Raw genomic sequence first — 16,994 nt, 5'->3', positions numbered from 1 at the left:
TGGTGCATGGTGGATGAACTCACGACCATCAAGTTTTTTGCAGTCCTTCTCTTTCTCTTGTTAAGCAGCCTGGTCTTATTAATCGGGAGTGGATTTTTCTACACAGAAATCGAGAATAAAAACATGGAATGAACATAAATCAAAAGAGACCTGGCATGGTCTCTTTCCCTTTTAGAAAAAATGATCTCCCCCATATTCCGGAAGAGATCCAAAGTGAAAAAGGCAGGTGTGTGGGCAAAAGAATGCCCAAACGATTACATTACCATTTTACCCTTATAATTCCTATTCGTCAAATATAAAAAATCTTCATTTTGAAATGCTTCGTAAGGAATGATAATACATGGCATGAAAATTAGTGCATGGGTGGCTACTTCCAAATGTTGCGTTGGAGCGTTAATCTTCTTCTTATGTGCAGGAAGTTGTTTTATAATAGACATAAATGTCGAGACATGTAATGAACGCGGAGATGAAACACGCCCGAAGATTCATGTTGTAAACATCGCAAAATTGTGGAGTGATTCGAAATGGAAGCTGTTTCGCTTTTTTTGATTGGAACACTGGCCGGGTTGGCAGGTTCAATCGTCGGGTTAGGCGGCGGATTTATCATTATTCCCTTTCTTATTTTCTTGTATCACGTTGAACCAAGATTACTTGCTGGAACTTCGATGGCTGTTTTATGTATCAATTCGATTTCGAGTACGATCGCTTATGCAAGGCAGAAGAAAATCGACTTTGCAAGCGGTTTCTGGTTTGGTGCCGCTATGATCCCTGGTTCGATCATGGGAGCCATTTTTTCCAAAGCATTATCCCGCCATCTTTTTTATACGATCTTCGGTTTGATCGTTTTGTCGGTTTCCGTTTTCCTGCTTATGAAACCCAGAATTCCGGCAAAGAATATTCTCCCTGCGACCGTCACACGGAAGATGACAAATGACGGTGAGACAGTCGTGTTCTCGTATCATCGCGGGTTTGGACTCATCGTCAGTTTCATGACAGGATTTCTATCTTCTCTTTTAGGCATTGGCGGCGGATCGATTTTAGTGCCGGCAATGGTTTTACTGATGAGCTTTCCCGCTCATATTGCCACGGCGACTTCCATGTTTATTATCTTGATTTCTTCCTGTATAGGTACAATCACTCACATCATTCTCGGCAACGTCGTTTGGCATTTGGTGTTCTTTTTGGCGATTGGTGCATTTTTGGGTGGACAAGCAGGTGCAAGGATCGCAGCAAAATTACCTGCAAAAACCCTCCTTCGGTCTTTAGCCATCACTTTAGTATTTATGTCAATTCGTATCATGACGGAATAGTCACAGATAAGAAATCACCTTTGAGCGGGTGCGCCCGCTCAAGGAACATATTTAGGTTAGATTCGGTATCTGCCAATCGATCTCTTCTTCCCCAATTTTTTTCAAAAATTCATTGGTTCTTGAGAACGGACGGCTGCCCAAAAAGCCTCGATTTGCCGAAAAGGGACTCGGATGCGGAGATTGAATGATAAAATGTTTAGCGGATGTGATCAGTTTTTTCTTTTCCTGCGCATGTTTCCCCCAAAGGATGAAAACCACCGGTTTCTCTCTTTGATTAAGCGTCGTGATCACCTTGTCTGTGAACGTCTCCCACCCCATCCCTTTATGAGAATTGGGAATACCTGCGCGTACGGTTAAAACCGAATTTAACATCAGTACCCCTTGTTCCGCCCATTTCACAAGATATCCATTATTGGGGATGTAGCATCCCAGGTCATCATGCAACTCTTTAAAAATGTTTTGTAAGGAAGGAGGAATACTTACTCCCGGTTTGACGGAGAAACTTAGCCCATGAGCTTGCCCTGGACCGTGGTAAGGATCCTGTCCGATGATCACGACCTTCGTGTTTTCAAATGATGTTAAATGTAAAGCCGTATAAATTTCATATTTGTCAGGATAAATCACGCGGGTACTATACTCTTCAATTAAAAAACGTCTCAACCGTAAATAATACGGTTTTTCAAATTCTTGTTCTAACAAAGGTGCCCAATCGTTTTTCAAAATCGCCATACCTTCAATACACTTCCTACAATCCTATTTTGATGCCAGTTCTCTATTATTCTAGCATACTTTCACAGTCCCGTTATGCTCTTCTTATGGACGCAAAAAGAGGAGCTCTACATTTCACGCCCCTCTTCTTATTCATGCGCCAATTGGTGACGATGGAACGTAAAGGCTGTTTGAAGCTCCCCCCTTTCGGTAAAACTATCCGCGAACACGTGACAAGGGGGTGGCTACCTTGACGTATCATCTGGCAAGCCTCACGGAAGAGCAAAAGAAAATGATCAATGATTTGGAATCACAGTTAGGCGTGATCCTTGTCGCTTATGATGGTTACAAACGAGAAGACGATAATGGAAATCCGATTGAAAGATGAATGTAAGGAGTTTCTTGGGACGCGGTTCGTTTCCTCGTCCCAAGAAACGATGGATATAAAATCGCACGCGAAGGAGACACAGCATGCGAAACGAAAAATATTTTCAAATAAAAAAAGATACTCTGGAACAACTCGCGCAAAAACAAATGGAAGAAATGAACGAGGAATTGCTCCATCTCATGGGACTTCCTGATAAAAGCAACCATCTGCACGAGGATCAGCAGACATTTGCCGATCTCTTCTCAAGTGTCCCCTACATCCCTAAAAAAGACAACGACCGCCCTGAAAGATGAAGAGGCGGTCGTTTTTATCTTGTGACTCCAATGCTACTCTTTCTCATCGGTAACAAATGGAACCATTAGAGAATGAAGAGTTTCTTATGCGAAAGAGAAGCTTAAGTCTGCCACTAGTAACAGAGTGGCTTTTGGGTGGATGATAGCGCTTTGCAGCGCAGAGGTGAGTGGAAGGTCGTTCCGCTTCCTTTAAACGAGAAGAGGGCATATGCTTTGGGCGTAATAGCGACCTTGGAGGTCGTCTCGCTTCCTTTCGGATGTAAAAGGGTATATGCATTGCGCGTAATAGCGACTTTGAAGGTCGTCTCGCAACATATGATTATAATTCCATGCGAGACGACCTTCACGGAGCATAAGCGCAATGCATATACCCGCTGAAACGACCTCCACGGAGCATGAGCGCAAAGCATATGCCCCAAAGAACCCAAGCGCAAAGCGATATCATCCACCCAAGCACAGATTTTTCGCATCTCTAGTCAAACAAAATAGGCTTGTGAAGATGAGAAAAAAAGCGGGTATAATACATGTATGATACACTTTCATAACATTGATGTGACATGTATGAAAAAGGAGCCCAAACATGAACCGTTATGTTGTCGATTTCCTTATCCTTCCATTGATCGGCGCTCTGCACGGCTGGATAACAAACAAATTGGCCATCTGGTTGTTGTTTAATCCAAAAAACCCTTACCGCGTATGGGGTACACGATGGCAAATTCAAGGTGTTCTACCCAAACGAAAAGAAAATATAGCCAATAGTCTAGCGGAAGTTGTAGAAACAGATCTTCTCTCCCAGGAAGACATAAAAAAATTCATTAAGGACGCGGAATTGTTGCAACAGGCCACGAAAATGATTCACGAACGAATCATGGAACGAGTAGAAGTACAATTTCCTCGGTGGATGCCAACGGCGATTCGCATACCCGCGCTCGAATACATATCCGACATAGTTTCTAAAGAGCTCAATCATCTGATCCATAACTTATACGATGATATTGAACGCCTGCAAAACATGATTCCCATTCGCCAAATCGTCCATGACCGACTGATTCAACTGGACTTTGTCGAGTTGGAACAATTGGTGCGCAAAGTGGCTCGACAAGAGCTGACTTTCATCGAATGGTTGGGGTTTTATATGGGCCTTGGGATCGGGCTCGTTCAGGGGGTTTTTCTCATCATCATCGGTCACTGAACGGAAATCCTCCTAACAAACTCGAAGAGGTCTTTCTCTACGCTCTCAGAGGGATTGCCTGTCATGTATCGGCAAATGAAAGAAGGAGTCCCGATTTACCAGGCTCCTTCGTCAAACACCTAGTGAAGCTGCGTATGGTTCTCATTCCCGTGCAAATGTTCACTGGCTTCACCACTATGAGTAACGGATGATTTTGCATCGTCGAGAAAATCGGCAGATCTCTGAACTTCCGGACTCATATTTGCGGAGACCTCCTTCACCTGATCCACGACCCCCAAGATAGCGGCCGTTCCCTTGACCAACATACGCCGGGCCGCTTGACGAGCTTCCGGGGACAAAGCAAGAACGACTCCGGCGACTGTCAGCGCAATCCCCAGCGGTGATGATGTATTAAATATTCGCCTAAACATCAAATTCCCCCTTTGATGTTTAATTATGCGTAGGAATATTTTCCTTTATGCATCCTCCCGAAAAGTCATGACCTTACGCAAAAACGGTCTCGCCAAAAACGAGACCGTTTTGAATCACGTTTCAATTTCCAGTTTTATTTGGAAAGAATATGGATCCCATGACCCAATGCCACTTCTGCCGCTTCCATGGTGACTTCTCCAAGTGTTGGATGAGCGTGAATGGTCAGTGCGATATCTTCCAATGTTGCCCCCATCTCGATCGCAAGTCCCGCTTCTGCGATAAGGTTGGAAGCTGCCGGACCAACGATCTGAACACCGAGAACTACATCGGTGCCTTCTTCCGCGACCACTTTCACGAATCCGTCCGCCTGATTGATCGAAAGTGCACGGCCGTTTGCAGCAAACGGGAATTTACCCGTCTTCACTTTCAATCCTTGCTTTTTCGCCTCTTCTTCGGTCAGACCTACGCTCGCGATTTCAGGATCACAGAAGACCACAGCGGGAATCGCACGATAATCGACTTCGCTCGGAAGTCCCGCGATCGCTTCCGCAGCCACTTTTCCTTCGTAGGATGCTTTATGCGCCAGAGCGGGTCCTGCTACGATATCCCCGATCGCATAAATGTTCGGGATGTTCGTGCGGCCTTGTTTGTCAACAACAACATATCCGCGCTCATTGAGTTTCACCCCGATCGCATCCAAACCAAGGTTGTCCGTATTCGGACGACGCCCGACTGTTACGAGTACATAATCAGCCGTCAATCTCTGTTCGACGCCTTTGATATCGGCGATAACCGTCACGTCGGAATCCGTTTCTTCAACAGACTTCGCCAAAGCGTTTGTGTGTACGGTCACATGGTTCGCTTTGAGCCCTTTCTTGACAGGTTGTACGAGTGAAGCCTCGAATCCGGGGAGAATCGAATCGGTACCTTCAAGAATGGTCACTTCCGCGCCCAGCTTCGCATACGCAGTTCCTAATTCCACACCGATATACCCGCCGCCGATCACGATCAGCTTCTTCGGAACTTCCGGCAACTCCAGCGCTTCAGTAGATGAAAGCACACGTTTGCTGAAAGGAAGGGATTTGAGTTCGATCGGTCGAGAACCGGTTGCAATGATACAATGATTGAAACGATAGCGATTCACTTCATAGTTATCGAACACGCGGACTTCGTTTTCGTTTACAAAAAGCGCTTCACCCTTGAGCACCGTCACGTTGTTCCCTTTTAACAGGCCCGCAACGCCGCCGGTCAACTTTTTGACAACTTCGTTTTTATACGCTTGGGCTCTTGTAAAATCAAGTTTTACTCCTTCTGCGAAGACGCCCATTTTCTCCATGCCATGCTTCGCCGTCTCATATTGATGAGCGACAGAAATCAAAGCTTTGGAAGGAATGCACCCGCGGTTCAAACAAACACCGCCAAGATCTTCACGTTCAACGAGCGTTACATTTTTACCGAGCTGTGCGGCACGGATCGCAGCCACATAACCGCCGGGACCGCTGCCGATAACGAGGACATCTACCTCCGTTGTAAATTCGCCTACGACCATGCCTTACACCTCCATAACGAGCAACTGTGGATCTTCCAGCAGTGCTTTCACATAGTTGACAAAATGTTGTGCCGTAGCCCCATCGATGATCCGATGGTCGAATGATAGTGAGAGGGACAGTACGGGAGCGATCACGATCTCGTCATTGCGAACGACCGGTTTCTTGGTGATGCGCCCGGTTCCCAGGATCGCAACTTCCGGCCAGTTAATCACAGGTGTAAAGAGCATGCCGCCCGCCGAACCGATATTGGTGATCGTGAAGGTGCTGCCTTTTAACTCATTGGGAGCCAATTTTCCTTCTCGTCCACGCTTGGCCAGATCGGCAATTTCCCCTGCTATCGTCCAGATGTTCTTGCGATCCGCGTCAGAAACAACCGGTACTAAGAGACCGTTGTCCGTATCCGTAGCAATACCTATATTGTAATACTTTTTGTAAACGATCTCGCCTCGTTCATCGTCAATGGATGCGTTGAGTGCGGGAAATTGACGCAAACCGGCCACGACCGCTTTAACGATAAACGGCAAGTACGTCAGCTTGACACCCTTCTTCTCAGCGAGAGGTTTCGCTTTTTCGCGCAATGCGACAAGTTTGGTGACGTCCACTTCGTCCATGACAGTCACATGAGGTGCGGTATATACCGACTTCGCCATCGCTTGAGCAATGACTTTACGGATCCCTTTGAGCGGTACCCGTTCTTCAAGACGTTCGCCTGCAGGAGCGGCAGTGACACTCGCTGAAGCCACAGCGGCACTCTTGTCGACCGTATCTTGTGTTTGTGTCGGAGCTTGTGCAACAACCTGTCCGCCATTCTTGAAGTTGATGATATCTTCCTTCGTGATACGGCCGTGTTTACCCGTTCCAGGTACGAGACGAATATCTACACCCTGTTCGCGCGCAAATTTACGAACGGAGGGGAATGCAAGAATGCGACGGTTCGGATCTACCGCAGCCGATGCTTGCGTACCCGCGGATGGTGCAGCCATCGGTGTATCCACTGTCGCCGCAGCCACATTTGCCGCCACAGAACTTCCTACCGCACATCCTTCTTGAGACGCTTCCTCTGAGGAGGATGTTTGGCCGTGCGCATTTTGCTCCGGAACTTCGCCTTCCGTTTCGAAAACGATCAATTCATCTCCGACAACAGCGACCGTACCCTCGCTCACTTTTAATTCCAAAACCTTACCCGATACGGGAGACGGGATCTCTACGACCGCTTTATCGTTTTGTACTTCGAGAATCACTTGGTCTTCTTCAACGACATCTCCCGGCTTGACCAACCATTTGACGATTTCACCTTCATGAATACCTTCGCCGATATCCGGCAATTTAAATGCAAATGTTGAAGCCACGTCCTTTGCCACCTCCTAGAAGTCCAGAACTTTGTTGATGCCTTCGATGACACGAGCCGGGTCTGGCAACCATTCATCTTCCACTTGCGCAAACGGGTACACAGTATCCGGTGCGGTCACGCGCACAACAGGCGCTTCGAGAGAAAGGATCGCATGTTCGTTAATTTGCGCGATCACTTCTGCGGCAATACCCGCTTGGCGTTGAGCTTCTTGTACCACAACCGCCCGGTTGGTCTTCTCGACAGACTTGATGATCGTTTCCGTGTCCAACGGACTGATGGTGCGCAAGTCGATCACTTCGACTTTAACGCCGCGCTCTTTCTCGATTTGTTCTGCTGCCTTGAGAGACGTGTGTACCATCGCACCGTAAGTGATGACAGTCACATCACTACCTTCTTTCACCACGTTCGCCTTACCGAGCGGAACCGTGTATTCTCCTTCCGGAACTTCACCGCGGAAAGAACGGTACAGTTTCATATGCTCAAGGAAAATCACGGGATCGTTGTCACGAATCGCAGAGATTAAGAGACCTTTCGCATCGTACGGATTCGATGGGATCACCACCTTCACACCCGGGGTTTGCGCCATCAGACCTTCAAGCGAATCTGCATGCAATTCCGGTGTTTTCACGCCGCCGCCGAACGGTGAACGGAAAACGATCGGGCAATGATAACGTCCCCCTGAACGATAACGCATTCTTGCTGCTTGAGAGGCGATCGCATCGAACGTTTCAAAAACGAAGCCGAAAAATTGGATCTCGGCAACCGGGCGAAATCCTGTCAGGCAGAGACCAACGGCCAATCCGCCGATCCCCGACTCAGCGAGCGGAGTATCGAATACACGATTCTCGCCAAACTCTTTCTGTAAACCGTCCGTTGCCCGGAATACCCCGCCGTTTTTACCTACGTCCTCACCAAATACAAGGACACTCGGATCGCGCTTCAATTCAACGCGCATGGCGTCTGTAATCGCTTGTATCATCGTCATTTGTGCCATTTTACTTTCCCTCCCGTGCCAGGAATTCTGCACGTTGCTGTTCAAGCGAAGGCGGCAGAGTTTCGAACATGAAACCGATCAGATCCGATACTTTTTGTTTAGGCGTTGCATCCGCCATCTTGATCGCATCGGCTACAGCCGCTTTTGCTTCTTCAATCACACGTTCTTCGTCCGCTTGGCTCCACAAGCCTTTTTCTTCGAGGTATGTCCGGAAACGAATGAGGGGATCCTTTTTCTCCCATTCGGATTTTTCCTCGTTTGTACGATAGCGGGTCGGATCGTCACCGGCCATCGTATGCGGACCGTATCGGTAGGTCAATGCTTCGATCAATGTCGGTCCTTCTCCCGCCAGAGCGCGTTTACGTGCTTCCGCTACGGCGTAATAAACGGCGAGTACGTCCATACCGTCCACTTGTACACCATGAATTCCCGCAGCGACCGCTTTTTGTGCCAACGTTTGTGCTTTGGTTTGTTTCTCAATCGGCACGGAAATCGCATAACGGTTGTTTTGAACGACGAAAATCGATTGCGCGTTATAAGCACCCGCGAAGTTGATCCCTTCATAGAAATCACCTTGCGATGTACCGCCATCACCTATGTAAGTGATCGCTACGCGTGATTCGTTCTTCAAACGGAACCCGAAACCGACGCCCGCACATTGTGTGATCTGAGCACCGATGATGATTTGCGGCATAAGGACATTGACGCCCTCTGGAATCTGTCCCCCATGGTAATGACCGCGTGAATAGTGGAACGCCTGATACAACGGCAGACCGTGCCATACAGCCTGAGGAATGTCACGATAACTCGGTAATATAAAATCTTCTTTGCTCAAAGCGCTCTGACTGCCGATCATCGACGCTTCCTGACCGGCAACTGGAGCGTAGAAGCCCAAACGGCCTTGACGGTTCAAAGCGATGGCTCTTTGGTCCCATATACGCGTGAAGACCATTTTCCGCATCAATTCACGCAATTGCTCATCAGTCAGTTGAGGCATCAGATCCGGATTTACGACTTTTCCTTCCGGCGATAAAATCTGTATCGTTGAAAAAGCCTCGTTTGCCATGTTCTCACCTCTCGTGATTCCCACAGATCCTGTTTCTGTGATTTATTGCTTCAATTATAGGTTTTGATTCTTTCAACTTGCAAACTTGAAAACGTGAGATATTGCATAAAGGAGCCCGAATCTTGTACCTAAAAGCGGATTTTCTTCGAAATTGAATGCCTGTTATATTGGTTATAAGTTATCTGTTTCATGCTGTTCATCCTAATATTATAGTCAATTTTTCAGTTGTTATAATCACTGTTACATTATTGTTTCAAACAAAACCAAAAAGAAAACGCTGTTCTATAGCAAGGTCGATATACATAACAAAACCGCCGGCTTGATTTTCCAGCGGTTCGGTAGCCCACTTATTCCGTTTTTTTTGAATCGTCATGATATGTGCCCTTGAGAAACTCCCAAATGTGATCATACAACGGGTTGCCTGTGTTATATAACCTCAGGATCACATGGTCGCGCACACCATCGTGCCAGTACCAACCACCGACATACCAGGCCAGCGGCACGTTTGACATATACGGGCCATAGTAACGTTTGGAACTGTCATAGCCGCCTGTAACACCAGAATCCAGATACTTTTTGAACTTCGCACGCGAGACCGGATCCCAGGTGACTCCCAAATCCAGCTCCATTTCCATTCCTTGTCCGTTCTCGAAAGCATTTGCGGCGGCCGTTTCGAAACTCGCTTTTCGGAAATAGTAATTATTTTGCAGAATGGACAAATCAAATCCGAATGTTTTCCAACGGTCCCAACTTGCAGCCCCTTGATAAGGGATCCAAAGCGAATGCAATGGATGACCGTCCACCATTTTCTGATGAATAAACGCATTGACCGTTGACATCACATACCCGTCATTGATAAGACCGCCGCTTACGTACTCACTTTCACCCGCCCAGTAGAATCCTGCGAGACTCAAATGGTTTCCGTAACCATTTTCATTCCAGGTCGTTAAGAAAGAGTCGATCCATTTCTTCACGGCGGTAATGCGGGCCGTATCAGTCTTAAAAACTTTTGCATTGGGATAAGGAAGTCCAATCCATACGTGAATTTTAATCTCTTTACCTAGTCCGTTATTCGTCGCAACATGAGCCAGTGCGTTGATATTTTTGCCCGGTGCGAACAGTTCATCCTTATAGGTCTGCCAATCAGTGAAATCCGCAGGGGCATCGTCATTGACTCCTATGTACTTCAATGTGCCCGATGATTGTTTGACAGCCGTTCCCACAAACAGAAAGTTTGTAAACATTTCTCCATCCGCTTTTCTCTCGGAACGATTGATGTGCGTGACAATCGGTTGAAAATCGTTCTCTTCCCAATCCTGTTGGTGAACCAAGCCGTCCGAATCCGCTTGATAACCCGTATACGCCAAAAAAATATTGTCGCTTCCTTCAATCGTCGACGCCGGATAAGCCGCCATCGCTTGGGAAGGAAGGAGAAAAACGAGAGAGGCTAACATCGAAAATAAAATGGTTCCTGCTTTTGTTCTTTTCATCGAAACAACCTCTTTTCTTGGTTTTTCCAATAAATTTAAATCTAAGAAGATGGTTGAAGCTGTTTATGATCCAGAAAGTCAAGGACATTTCATAGATAGTAGAAAAACCTCTATTTATCATCATTAGTTTATTATTCCATCTATAAATGAGCAATAGCAACGTAAGCTCCATTTTCCAAAAATATAAGATTTTATGGCACGATTAGACAGGAAGTTATCATCCTTTAGCGAATCTTGTAATAGGTTGTTAGATTCGCAGAGGAGTGATAGGCTGCCTATGTACATCACATCGCATCGATTTCCCGTCCGAAAGAAACGAAAAGTGCCTTATCTTTTGATGATGGGTACACTGTTCGCTGCGATTACCATTTCACAAATATCCTCTTCAAGCAGTGCATACGCTTTCAACTCGGGAGTCTCGTACGTATCTCGAATTACTACCTACCCAAGCGAGCCGAATTTTTATGAAGTTGTGAACGGCAATCTCTATCATGTAATCGGAACCCCCGATCATCGCGAAGCTTCCTTTTACGTGAGTGAAGCCCCCTCTTTTCTTAAACCGGGAGCGGTATACGTTCGTGACGCTAACCACCTATTTTATGAGCGCGACCCTGACGGAGACCATCCTCTGGGATCTTATACACCGCCTTATGAAGCACTCGACCTACGTTTGCCTTCCTCCATCCGAGCGGAGGATATCGACCGTTTTATCCAACAGAACTACCCATCTAGCCCGTTGATAGGACTCGGACAAACATTTGTAGATGCGCAAACGAAATACGGGGTCAACGCACATTACCTGGCATCCCATGCGATTCTTGAGAGCGGGTGGGGATTTTCTTCGATCGCAAAGGACAAACATAATCTGTTCGGCTATATGGCATTTGACGACGATCCGTACGGCCACGCTGCTTCTTTTCCGTCTTATAAAGACGCCATTTTCTTTCAGGCTTATTTTGTCGCAACGCAATATCTGAATGCTAATGGTGTTTGGTACGGCGGATCTCCCACTCTGGACGGTATGAATGTACATTACGCATCAGACCCATATTGGGCGGAAAAGATCAGCGGGATTATGGAGCGAATACATCCGTATAACGAGAATGAATACATAAACAAATCACCCTTGCAAGTGTCGAGTCCTCGTCCGCAGGGTCCTGTATCTTCAACTGTCGATACGACTCTCAAAACCACATTCCCGCCTGGCACTTGGGGAGTGACAACTGATGACGTGAATTTCCGGACACTCCCCACCACTTCAGCTAATCTATATGGAACGCTACCGGGGGGAACAAAGGTTACGGTCGTAGGACTAGGTTCGAATAACTGGTACAAAGTAACTGTCAATAATCGTACCGGATGGATCTACGGCGATTATCTCAAAATCAAATCGGATGACGGGAACGAAGGATCATCATCCTCGCATAACGGCAACGAATTAACAGACGGGCAAGAACGTCCCAGATCGGACAACGGTCAGCAGCGGACACCGTTTCCGCCGAACACGAAAGGGATCACGACTGATGTTGTCAATTTCCGCGCACAACCATCCACAAATGCGAATACATTTGGGGTACTTCAGCCAGGAACACAACTGTTGCTTCTGTCAAAAGGAGCGGATAACTGGTATCAGGTGAAAGTGAATGACCGCACCGGTTGGGTATATGGGGACTTCGTACAAACAATGGATCATTCCGATCATGGCAACGATATTCCGTCGAACGGTGCTTCCCCCTCCGAGGAACAATCTTCCTCAATCACTGTTTTTGTCAATGGGAAAAAACAGTCCTATGATCCTGCACCGATCGTTGTAAACGGGCGAACACTCGTCCCCATGAGAGCGATCTTCGAAACTTTGGGAGCTAAAGTGGAATGGGACGAAAAAACAAGGACGGCGATTGCAACAAAAGGTAATATCAGCATCCGCTTGCAGCTTGACTCCAATGTTGCGTCGATCAACGGACTTACCATTCATCTCGAAGCAAATCCGCAAGTGAAGAACGGGAGAATGATGGTGCCGGCACGCTTTGTCAGCGAAGCACTGGGTGCTCAGGTGACATGGGATGACCGAAACCGAGCAGTAAAAATCACGTTATAGACAATTTTCAACACCGTGTAGTAACCGAACCGGATGGAGACACTACTTTGAAAATGTGTAGTTTGGCGGGCGTATGCTTTGCGTTCGCGCTCCGTGGAGGTCGTTTCAGCGGGTATATGCATTGCGCTTATGCTCCGTGAAGGTCGTCTCGCATGGAATCATAATCATATGTTGCGAGACGACCTTCAAAGTCGCTGTTACGCGCAATGCATATACCCTTTTACATCCGAAAGGAAGCGAGACAACCTCCAAAGTCGCTGTCTCACGCAAAGCATTACGCCCACTCGATGAAGACACTTTTCATCCTCTGATGGTGCCGCTTGCGGCATGGGGGACTAACTAGAAAAAAATTATTTCTTCAAGATTGTAAAGGATGATTGCTTCTCATGAATTATGATGTCATTGTGATCGGCGGCGGACCTTCCGGCTTGATGGCGTGCGTATCAGCGGGAATGCACGGTGCGCGCGTCTTGCTTGTAGAGAAAGGAAACAAACTCGGACGCAAACTTGCTATTTCAGGCGGAGGCCGCTGCAATGTAACCAACAATAAAGATATCGATGAGCTGATAAAAAATATCCCAGGCAATGGACGTTTTATGTACAGTTCCTTTTCCGTCTTTAATAACCGGGATATTATCAACTTTTTTGAGGGTATGGGTATCAAACTCAAAGAAGAGGACAGAGGCAGAATGTTCCCTGTCTCCGATAAAGCCAAGGACGTTGTGAACGCATTGATCCGGAAAGTCAAGGAAGTCGGGACGCACATTCGTTTGTATTCACCGGTGAAACACGTACGCTATGACAATGGGCAAGTGATCGGTATCACGCTATCATCTGGCGAAAAAATTGACGCTCCATGCGTCATTGTAGCGACGGGTGGAAAATCGGTTCCGCATACAGGTTCAACCGGGGACGGTTATAAATGGGCGCAAGAGGCCGGTCATACGATTACGGAGTTGTATCCCACGGAAGTGCCGATCGTTTCAAACGAAGAATGGATCCAAAATCGCGAATTGCAAGGATTATCATTGCGCAATGTCCAATTGAGCGTATGGAACGCGAAGGGGAAGAAGGTGACCGAACAAGAAGGAGATATGATTTTCACCCATTTTGGCATTTCAGGGCCCGCAGCACTCCGTTGCAGCCAATTTGTCGTCAAAGCATTGAAACAATCGCAAACACAAGAGGTTCTCATGACCATCGACCTGTTTCCCGAAAAATCGGTTGAAGACATTCGCAACGAGACATTTACGCTTGCGGAGAATGAACCGAAGAAAGCGATCAAAAACGTACTGAAAGGGTATATTCCCGAACGGATGGTACACCTGGTTTTACGGAAAGCAGGGCTAAGCGGTGAGACTACATTCTCGCATATACCGAAAGCACCCTGGGCGGAGATGGCCCGCCTGCTCAAACAATTCCCTCTTTACGTGCATGGCACGTTATCGATCGAAGAAGCGTTTGTCACAGGCGGAGGGGTACATCTCAAAGAAATCGACCCGAGAACCATGCAATCGAAACTTATGCCGGGTCTGTTTTTCTGCGGAGAGATCCTTGATGTGCATGGGTTTACAGGGGGTTATAACATAACAGTTGCCTTCAGCTCTGGATATACAGCCGGTAAAAGCGCAGCCGAACGATCGCTAGAGATACAACAAACAACTTTTTCACAATGAACGAAGAGCTGCTAGCGCCAGTAACGCCCAACCGATCAGGAAAGCCATACCGCCAAAAGGCGTGATGATTCCGAGTGTGCGAATGCCCGTGATACTCAGGGCGTATAAACTTCCTGAAAATAGAACGATACCAATCAGCAATAACCAACCTGACCAAGGAACCAATGAAGAGTACCTCATTTTGTCCGACAAAATGGCGATCAGGATCAGAGCTAGCGCATGCACCATGTGATAATGGACGCCCGTTTCATAAACGGAAAGCATGTCCGATGATATGCGCGATTTTAAAGCATGCGCTCCAAAAGCTCCCAGGGCGACCGATAAAAATGCCAATGTACTTCCCAAAAAAAGAAACGTTCTCGCCATATTGATTCCCCTTCTTTCTCACATCTTGTTACATCCATCATATACCAAACTGAGAAATTGTAAAGGATGTTTCATAACGTAAATTCGCCTCGGTTACACTACAGTTGTGACAATTTTATAAACTGGGGAGAATGGTTATGCAGATCAAACATGTACAACGTGACCAATCCTATACTCTTTGGTCGCTCGCCCAACATGCAAGAATGTCTGTTGAAGAAATACGCCGTTTAGTAGAAAGAGGCCAACTGGATTCCCATTATACGGACGGGGAACTCTACGTAAACGGGAAAGACTTCTTGGATTGGGCGGAAAAACAGAAAGGCGAACAGGGGCACTATCAATGAAGGGATATGGGCTTAAGGTTAGGAGAGCATCCTAACCTTAGTTTTTTTTTGAACGGTATAGTGTCTGTTATATTGCTCATGAACCTGTTTCTACGATGAATTACAAACAGTCCAAATGATCGGGTTTTCTAAATGACCCGTTTTCCGTAGTGGATTTCCCCGCACGCGCTCTCTGTTAAATACGGCAGGTACTTCATCTGTCGTATTTTTTACGTTCATTCGAATTCTTTTAAGAAAAAATTCTATGTAAATCAATCGATTCTTGCAAAAAAATATATCATTTTTGGATAGATTGGTATATAATAGAATTATCTCCAATCATGTTTCTAGGAGGGATACATAGTGTCCAAAAGAAGAAAGGTCAATTTCCTCGCAGCGGGATTGATCGTCGGTTCTCTCAGTTTCTGTACCACACAGGCATACGCAGCTGAGAATGGTTTGACGATCTCTCTTGAAAACCAGAAACAAACAGACGTCCAACCAATCCTTGTTAAAGACAGAACATTCATCCCTTTATACACTCTTGCCGATTGGGTCGGTGCTGGAGTGGAGTATGATGCAAGCACGCATACCGTTACATGTACAAAAGACGAGATCACATTTACCATCGACGTTCTTCAAGGGGTAGTCAAGGAAAACGGTGAACAGATCGCGATGGATCCCCCACCGCGCATCATGAATGGACGCACGATGGTGCCTCTTCGTTACTTCGCCGAATCGTTTGGCTATCAGGTCTTTTACAACGCAAGCACAAATACCGTCAACATTGTTCCTTCGCAAGATGTACTCAAGAAACGCGAAGTGATTAAAGATCTGTTGCGCAAATCCCAAGAAGCGACCAATGCAAAGAATAGTTATCAGATGAATTTCGGACTGAAAGCATCGTTGCCTACAGGGATTGTAAAAGCGAATCTCACAGGTAACATGCAGTTTGACTACAACAAAAACCCGTTTGCGTTACATGGAAAAGGCAGTATAGATGTCCCGATCCAACCGCAGGCGCAACACTTTGACATCGAAATGTACTTGATTGATGGCAAAATCTATTATCTGAATCCTGAAACTCACAAATGGGAAAAAATAACGATTATGTCTCAAGCAGAATGGAACCAGCTCATTCAGATGAGCACCTCAACAACCATGACGCCGCAACAGGAAGAACAAATAAATATGTTGCTGCCTATGGCAACATTGAAAGATAACGGTAACACCTATGAAATTCACTTCTCGCTCACAAAGAGCGCGCTCAAAAAGCTCATTATGAATTCACCAGTACCCGGTTCAAACGGAGCGGTGCCTTCAATACCAACGGATGAAGAATTGCAATTCTTCAAAACCTTCCATATCATACAGACGATCGATAAAGCTTCTTCTCTGCAAAAAGGATTTTCAATCAACATGGAGATGGCAATCCCCGATGCGGGCTCAATGAACATCACCGTTGACGGTACGCTTTCGAACTTTGATCAAGTTCCCCCGATTTCCATCCCACAAGATGTATTACAAAATGCTGTCGAAGTACCTGTACATTAAAATGAACACCTGATGAGGTCCATCCTCGTCAGGTGTCCCCTATCATTCAATCTTTCCTTTGGCTTTCGCTTTCATCTCTTGCCGATTCCCCAATTCCATTAATTCACATGCCTACTAGCAGCATCCAAACAATGATCTCTCCCTTTTTTACTCCTTATCCGAAAGAACAATGGTTGGCTGTATTTGCTCTCACGATTTTATATACTTAGAATGAATGTAAAAAT

17 protein-coding genes are annotated in these 16,994 nt (G+C 46.4%); 9 read left to right on the top strand and 8 right to left on the bottom strand.

Annotated features, from left to right (window positions below):
- Positions 1-6 precede the first annotated feature (6 nt).
- Both DNHGIG_RS14520 and DNHGIG_RS14515 read left to right on the top strand, forming a co-directional pair.
- Positions 7-132, top strand: a complete 126-nt coding sequence (locus DNHGIG_RS14520; protein WP_282200271.1) for a hypothetical protein — start codon at positions 7-9, stop codon at positions 130-132.
- 392 nt (positions 133-524) lie between these two features.
- Entirely contained in the window at positions 525-1,310 is a 786-nt protein-coding gene (locus tag DNHGIG_RS14515; RefSeq protein WP_282200270.1) for a sulfite exporter TauE/SafE family protein, read from the top strand.
- Between the two features lie 51 nt (positions 1,311-1,361).
- Here DNHGIG_RS14515 and DNHGIG_RS14510 read toward each other — a convergent pair whose 3' ends face one another.
- Positions 1,362-2,039 carry a uracil-DNA glycosylase gene (locus tag DNHGIG_RS14510; RefSeq protein ID WP_282200269.1) on the bottom strand — a complete coding sequence of 226 codons (678 nt, stop codon included), beginning with the start codon at positions 2,037-2,039 and terminating at the stop codon, positions 1,362-1,364.
- Positions 2,040-2,268: 229 nt separating this feature from the next.
- On the opposite strand from DNHGIG_RS14510, the gene DNHGIG_RS14505 reads away from it, so the two are divergent.
- From DNHGIG_RS14505 to DNHGIG_RS14495, 3 genes are all read left to right on the top strand, one after another.
- The gene (locus tag DNHGIG_RS14505; RefSeq protein WP_282200268.1) at positions 2,269-2,406 is read left to right on the top strand and encodes a hypothetical protein; all 138 of its coding nucleotides are present in this window, start codon (positions 2,269-2,271) and stop codon (positions 2,404-2,406) included.
- A gap of 83 nt (positions 2,407-2,489) precedes the next feature.
- Entirely contained in the window at positions 2,490-2,699 is a 210-nt protein-coding gene (locus DNHGIG_RS14500) for a hypothetical protein (protein WP_282200267.1), read from the top strand.
- 580 nt (positions 2,700-3,279) lie between these two features.
- Positions 3,280-3,891, top strand: a complete 612-nt coding sequence (locus tag DNHGIG_RS14495) for a DUF445 domain-containing protein (RefSeq protein WP_282200266.1) — start codon at positions 3,280-3,282, stop codon at positions 3,889-3,891.
- Between the two features lie 119 nt (positions 3,892-4,010).
- Here DNHGIG_RS14495 and DNHGIG_RS14490 read toward each other — a convergent pair whose 3' ends face one another.
- From DNHGIG_RS14490 to DNHGIG_RS14465, 6 genes are all read right to left on the bottom strand, one after another.
- Entirely contained in the window at positions 4,011-4,301 is a 291-nt protein-coding gene (locus DNHGIG_RS14490) for a hypothetical protein (RefSeq protein WP_282200265.1), read from the bottom strand.
- A 134-nt stretch (positions 4,302-4,435) separates the two neighbouring features.
- Positions 4,436-5,851, bottom strand: coding sequence for a dihydrolipoyl dehydrogenase (gene lpdA, locus DNHGIG_RS14485; RefSeq protein WP_282200264.1), 1,416 nt, complete (start codon positions 5,849-5,851; stop codon positions 4,436-4,438).
- 3 nt (positions 5,852-5,854) lie between these two features.
- Entirely contained in the window at positions 5,855-7,201 is a 1,347-nt protein-coding gene (locus tag DNHGIG_RS14480) for a 2-oxo acid dehydrogenase subunit E2 (RefSeq protein WP_282200263.1), read from the bottom strand.
- A 15-nt stretch (positions 7,202-7,216) separates the two neighbouring features.
- Positions 7,217-8,197: an alpha-ketoacid dehydrogenase subunit beta gene (locus tag DNHGIG_RS14475; protein ID WP_282200262.1), complete on the bottom strand. Its 981-nt coding sequence runs from the start codon at positions 8,195-8,197 to the stop codon at positions 7,217-7,219.
- 1 nt (position 8,198) lies between these two features.
- Positions 8,199-9,263, bottom strand: coding sequence for a pyruvate dehydrogenase (acetyl-transferring) E1 component subunit alpha (gene pdhA, locus DNHGIG_RS14470; protein WP_282200261.1), 1,065 nt, complete (start codon positions 9,261-9,263; stop codon positions 8,199-8,201).
- Positions 9,264-9,610: 347 nt separating this feature from the next.
- Positions 9,611-10,753: a DUF4855 domain-containing protein gene (locus DNHGIG_RS14465; RefSeq protein WP_282200260.1), complete on the bottom strand. Its 1,143-nt coding sequence runs from the start codon at positions 10,751-10,753 to the stop codon at positions 9,611-9,613.
- A 277-nt stretch (positions 10,754-11,030) separates the two neighbouring features.
- Between DNHGIG_RS14465 and DNHGIG_RS14460 the strand changes: the two genes are divergently transcribed.
- Both DNHGIG_RS14460 and DNHGIG_RS14455 read left to right on the top strand, forming a co-directional pair.
- Positions 11,031-12,851, top strand: coding sequence for a stalk domain-containing protein (locus DNHGIG_RS14460; RefSeq protein WP_282200259.1), 1,821 nt, complete (start codon positions 11,031-11,033; stop codon positions 12,849-12,851).
- A gap of 386 nt (positions 12,852-13,237) precedes the next feature.
- On the top strand, positions 13,238-14,527 hold the full coding sequence (locus DNHGIG_RS14455) for a BaiN/RdsA family NAD(P)/FAD-dependent oxidoreductase (RefSeq protein WP_282200258.1): 1,290 nt from the start codon (positions 13,238-13,240) through the stop codon (positions 14,525-14,527).
- On the opposite strand, the gene DNHGIG_RS14450 is transcribed toward DNHGIG_RS14455, so the two are convergent.
- Positions 14,519-14,893 carry a DUF423 domain-containing protein gene (locus DNHGIG_RS14450; protein WP_282200257.1) on the bottom strand — a complete coding sequence of 125 codons (375 nt, stop codon included), beginning with the start codon at positions 14,891-14,893 and terminating at the stop codon, positions 14,519-14,521. The two genes, DNHGIG_RS14455 and DNHGIG_RS14450, sit on opposite strands and share 9 nt — an antisense overlap.
- A gap of 137 nt (positions 14,894-15,030) precedes the next feature.
- On the opposite strand from DNHGIG_RS14450, the gene DNHGIG_RS14445 reads away from it, so the two are divergent.
- Complete coding sequence (locus DNHGIG_RS14445; protein WP_282200256.1) at positions 15,031-15,237, top strand: helix-turn-helix domain-containing protein; 207 nt, start codon at positions 15,031-15,033, stop codon at positions 15,235-15,237.
- A 342-nt stretch (positions 15,238-15,579) separates the two neighbouring features.
- On the top strand, positions 15,580-16,770 hold the full coding sequence (locus DNHGIG_RS14440; RefSeq protein ID WP_282200255.1) for a copper amine oxidase N-terminal domain-containing protein: 1,191 nt from the start codon (positions 15,580-15,582) through the stop codon (positions 16,768-16,770).
- Positions 16,771-16,994 lie beyond the last annotated feature (224 nt).

This window comes from Collibacillus ludicampi (genome assembly GCF_023705585.1).
GTDB classification, from domain to species: domain Bacteria; phylum Bacillota; class Bacilli; order Tumebacillales; family BOQE01; genus Collibacillus; species Collibacillus ludicampi.
Note: the sequence above shows the minus strand (reverse complement) of the source record. Positions and strands in the feature narration are given on the sequence as shown.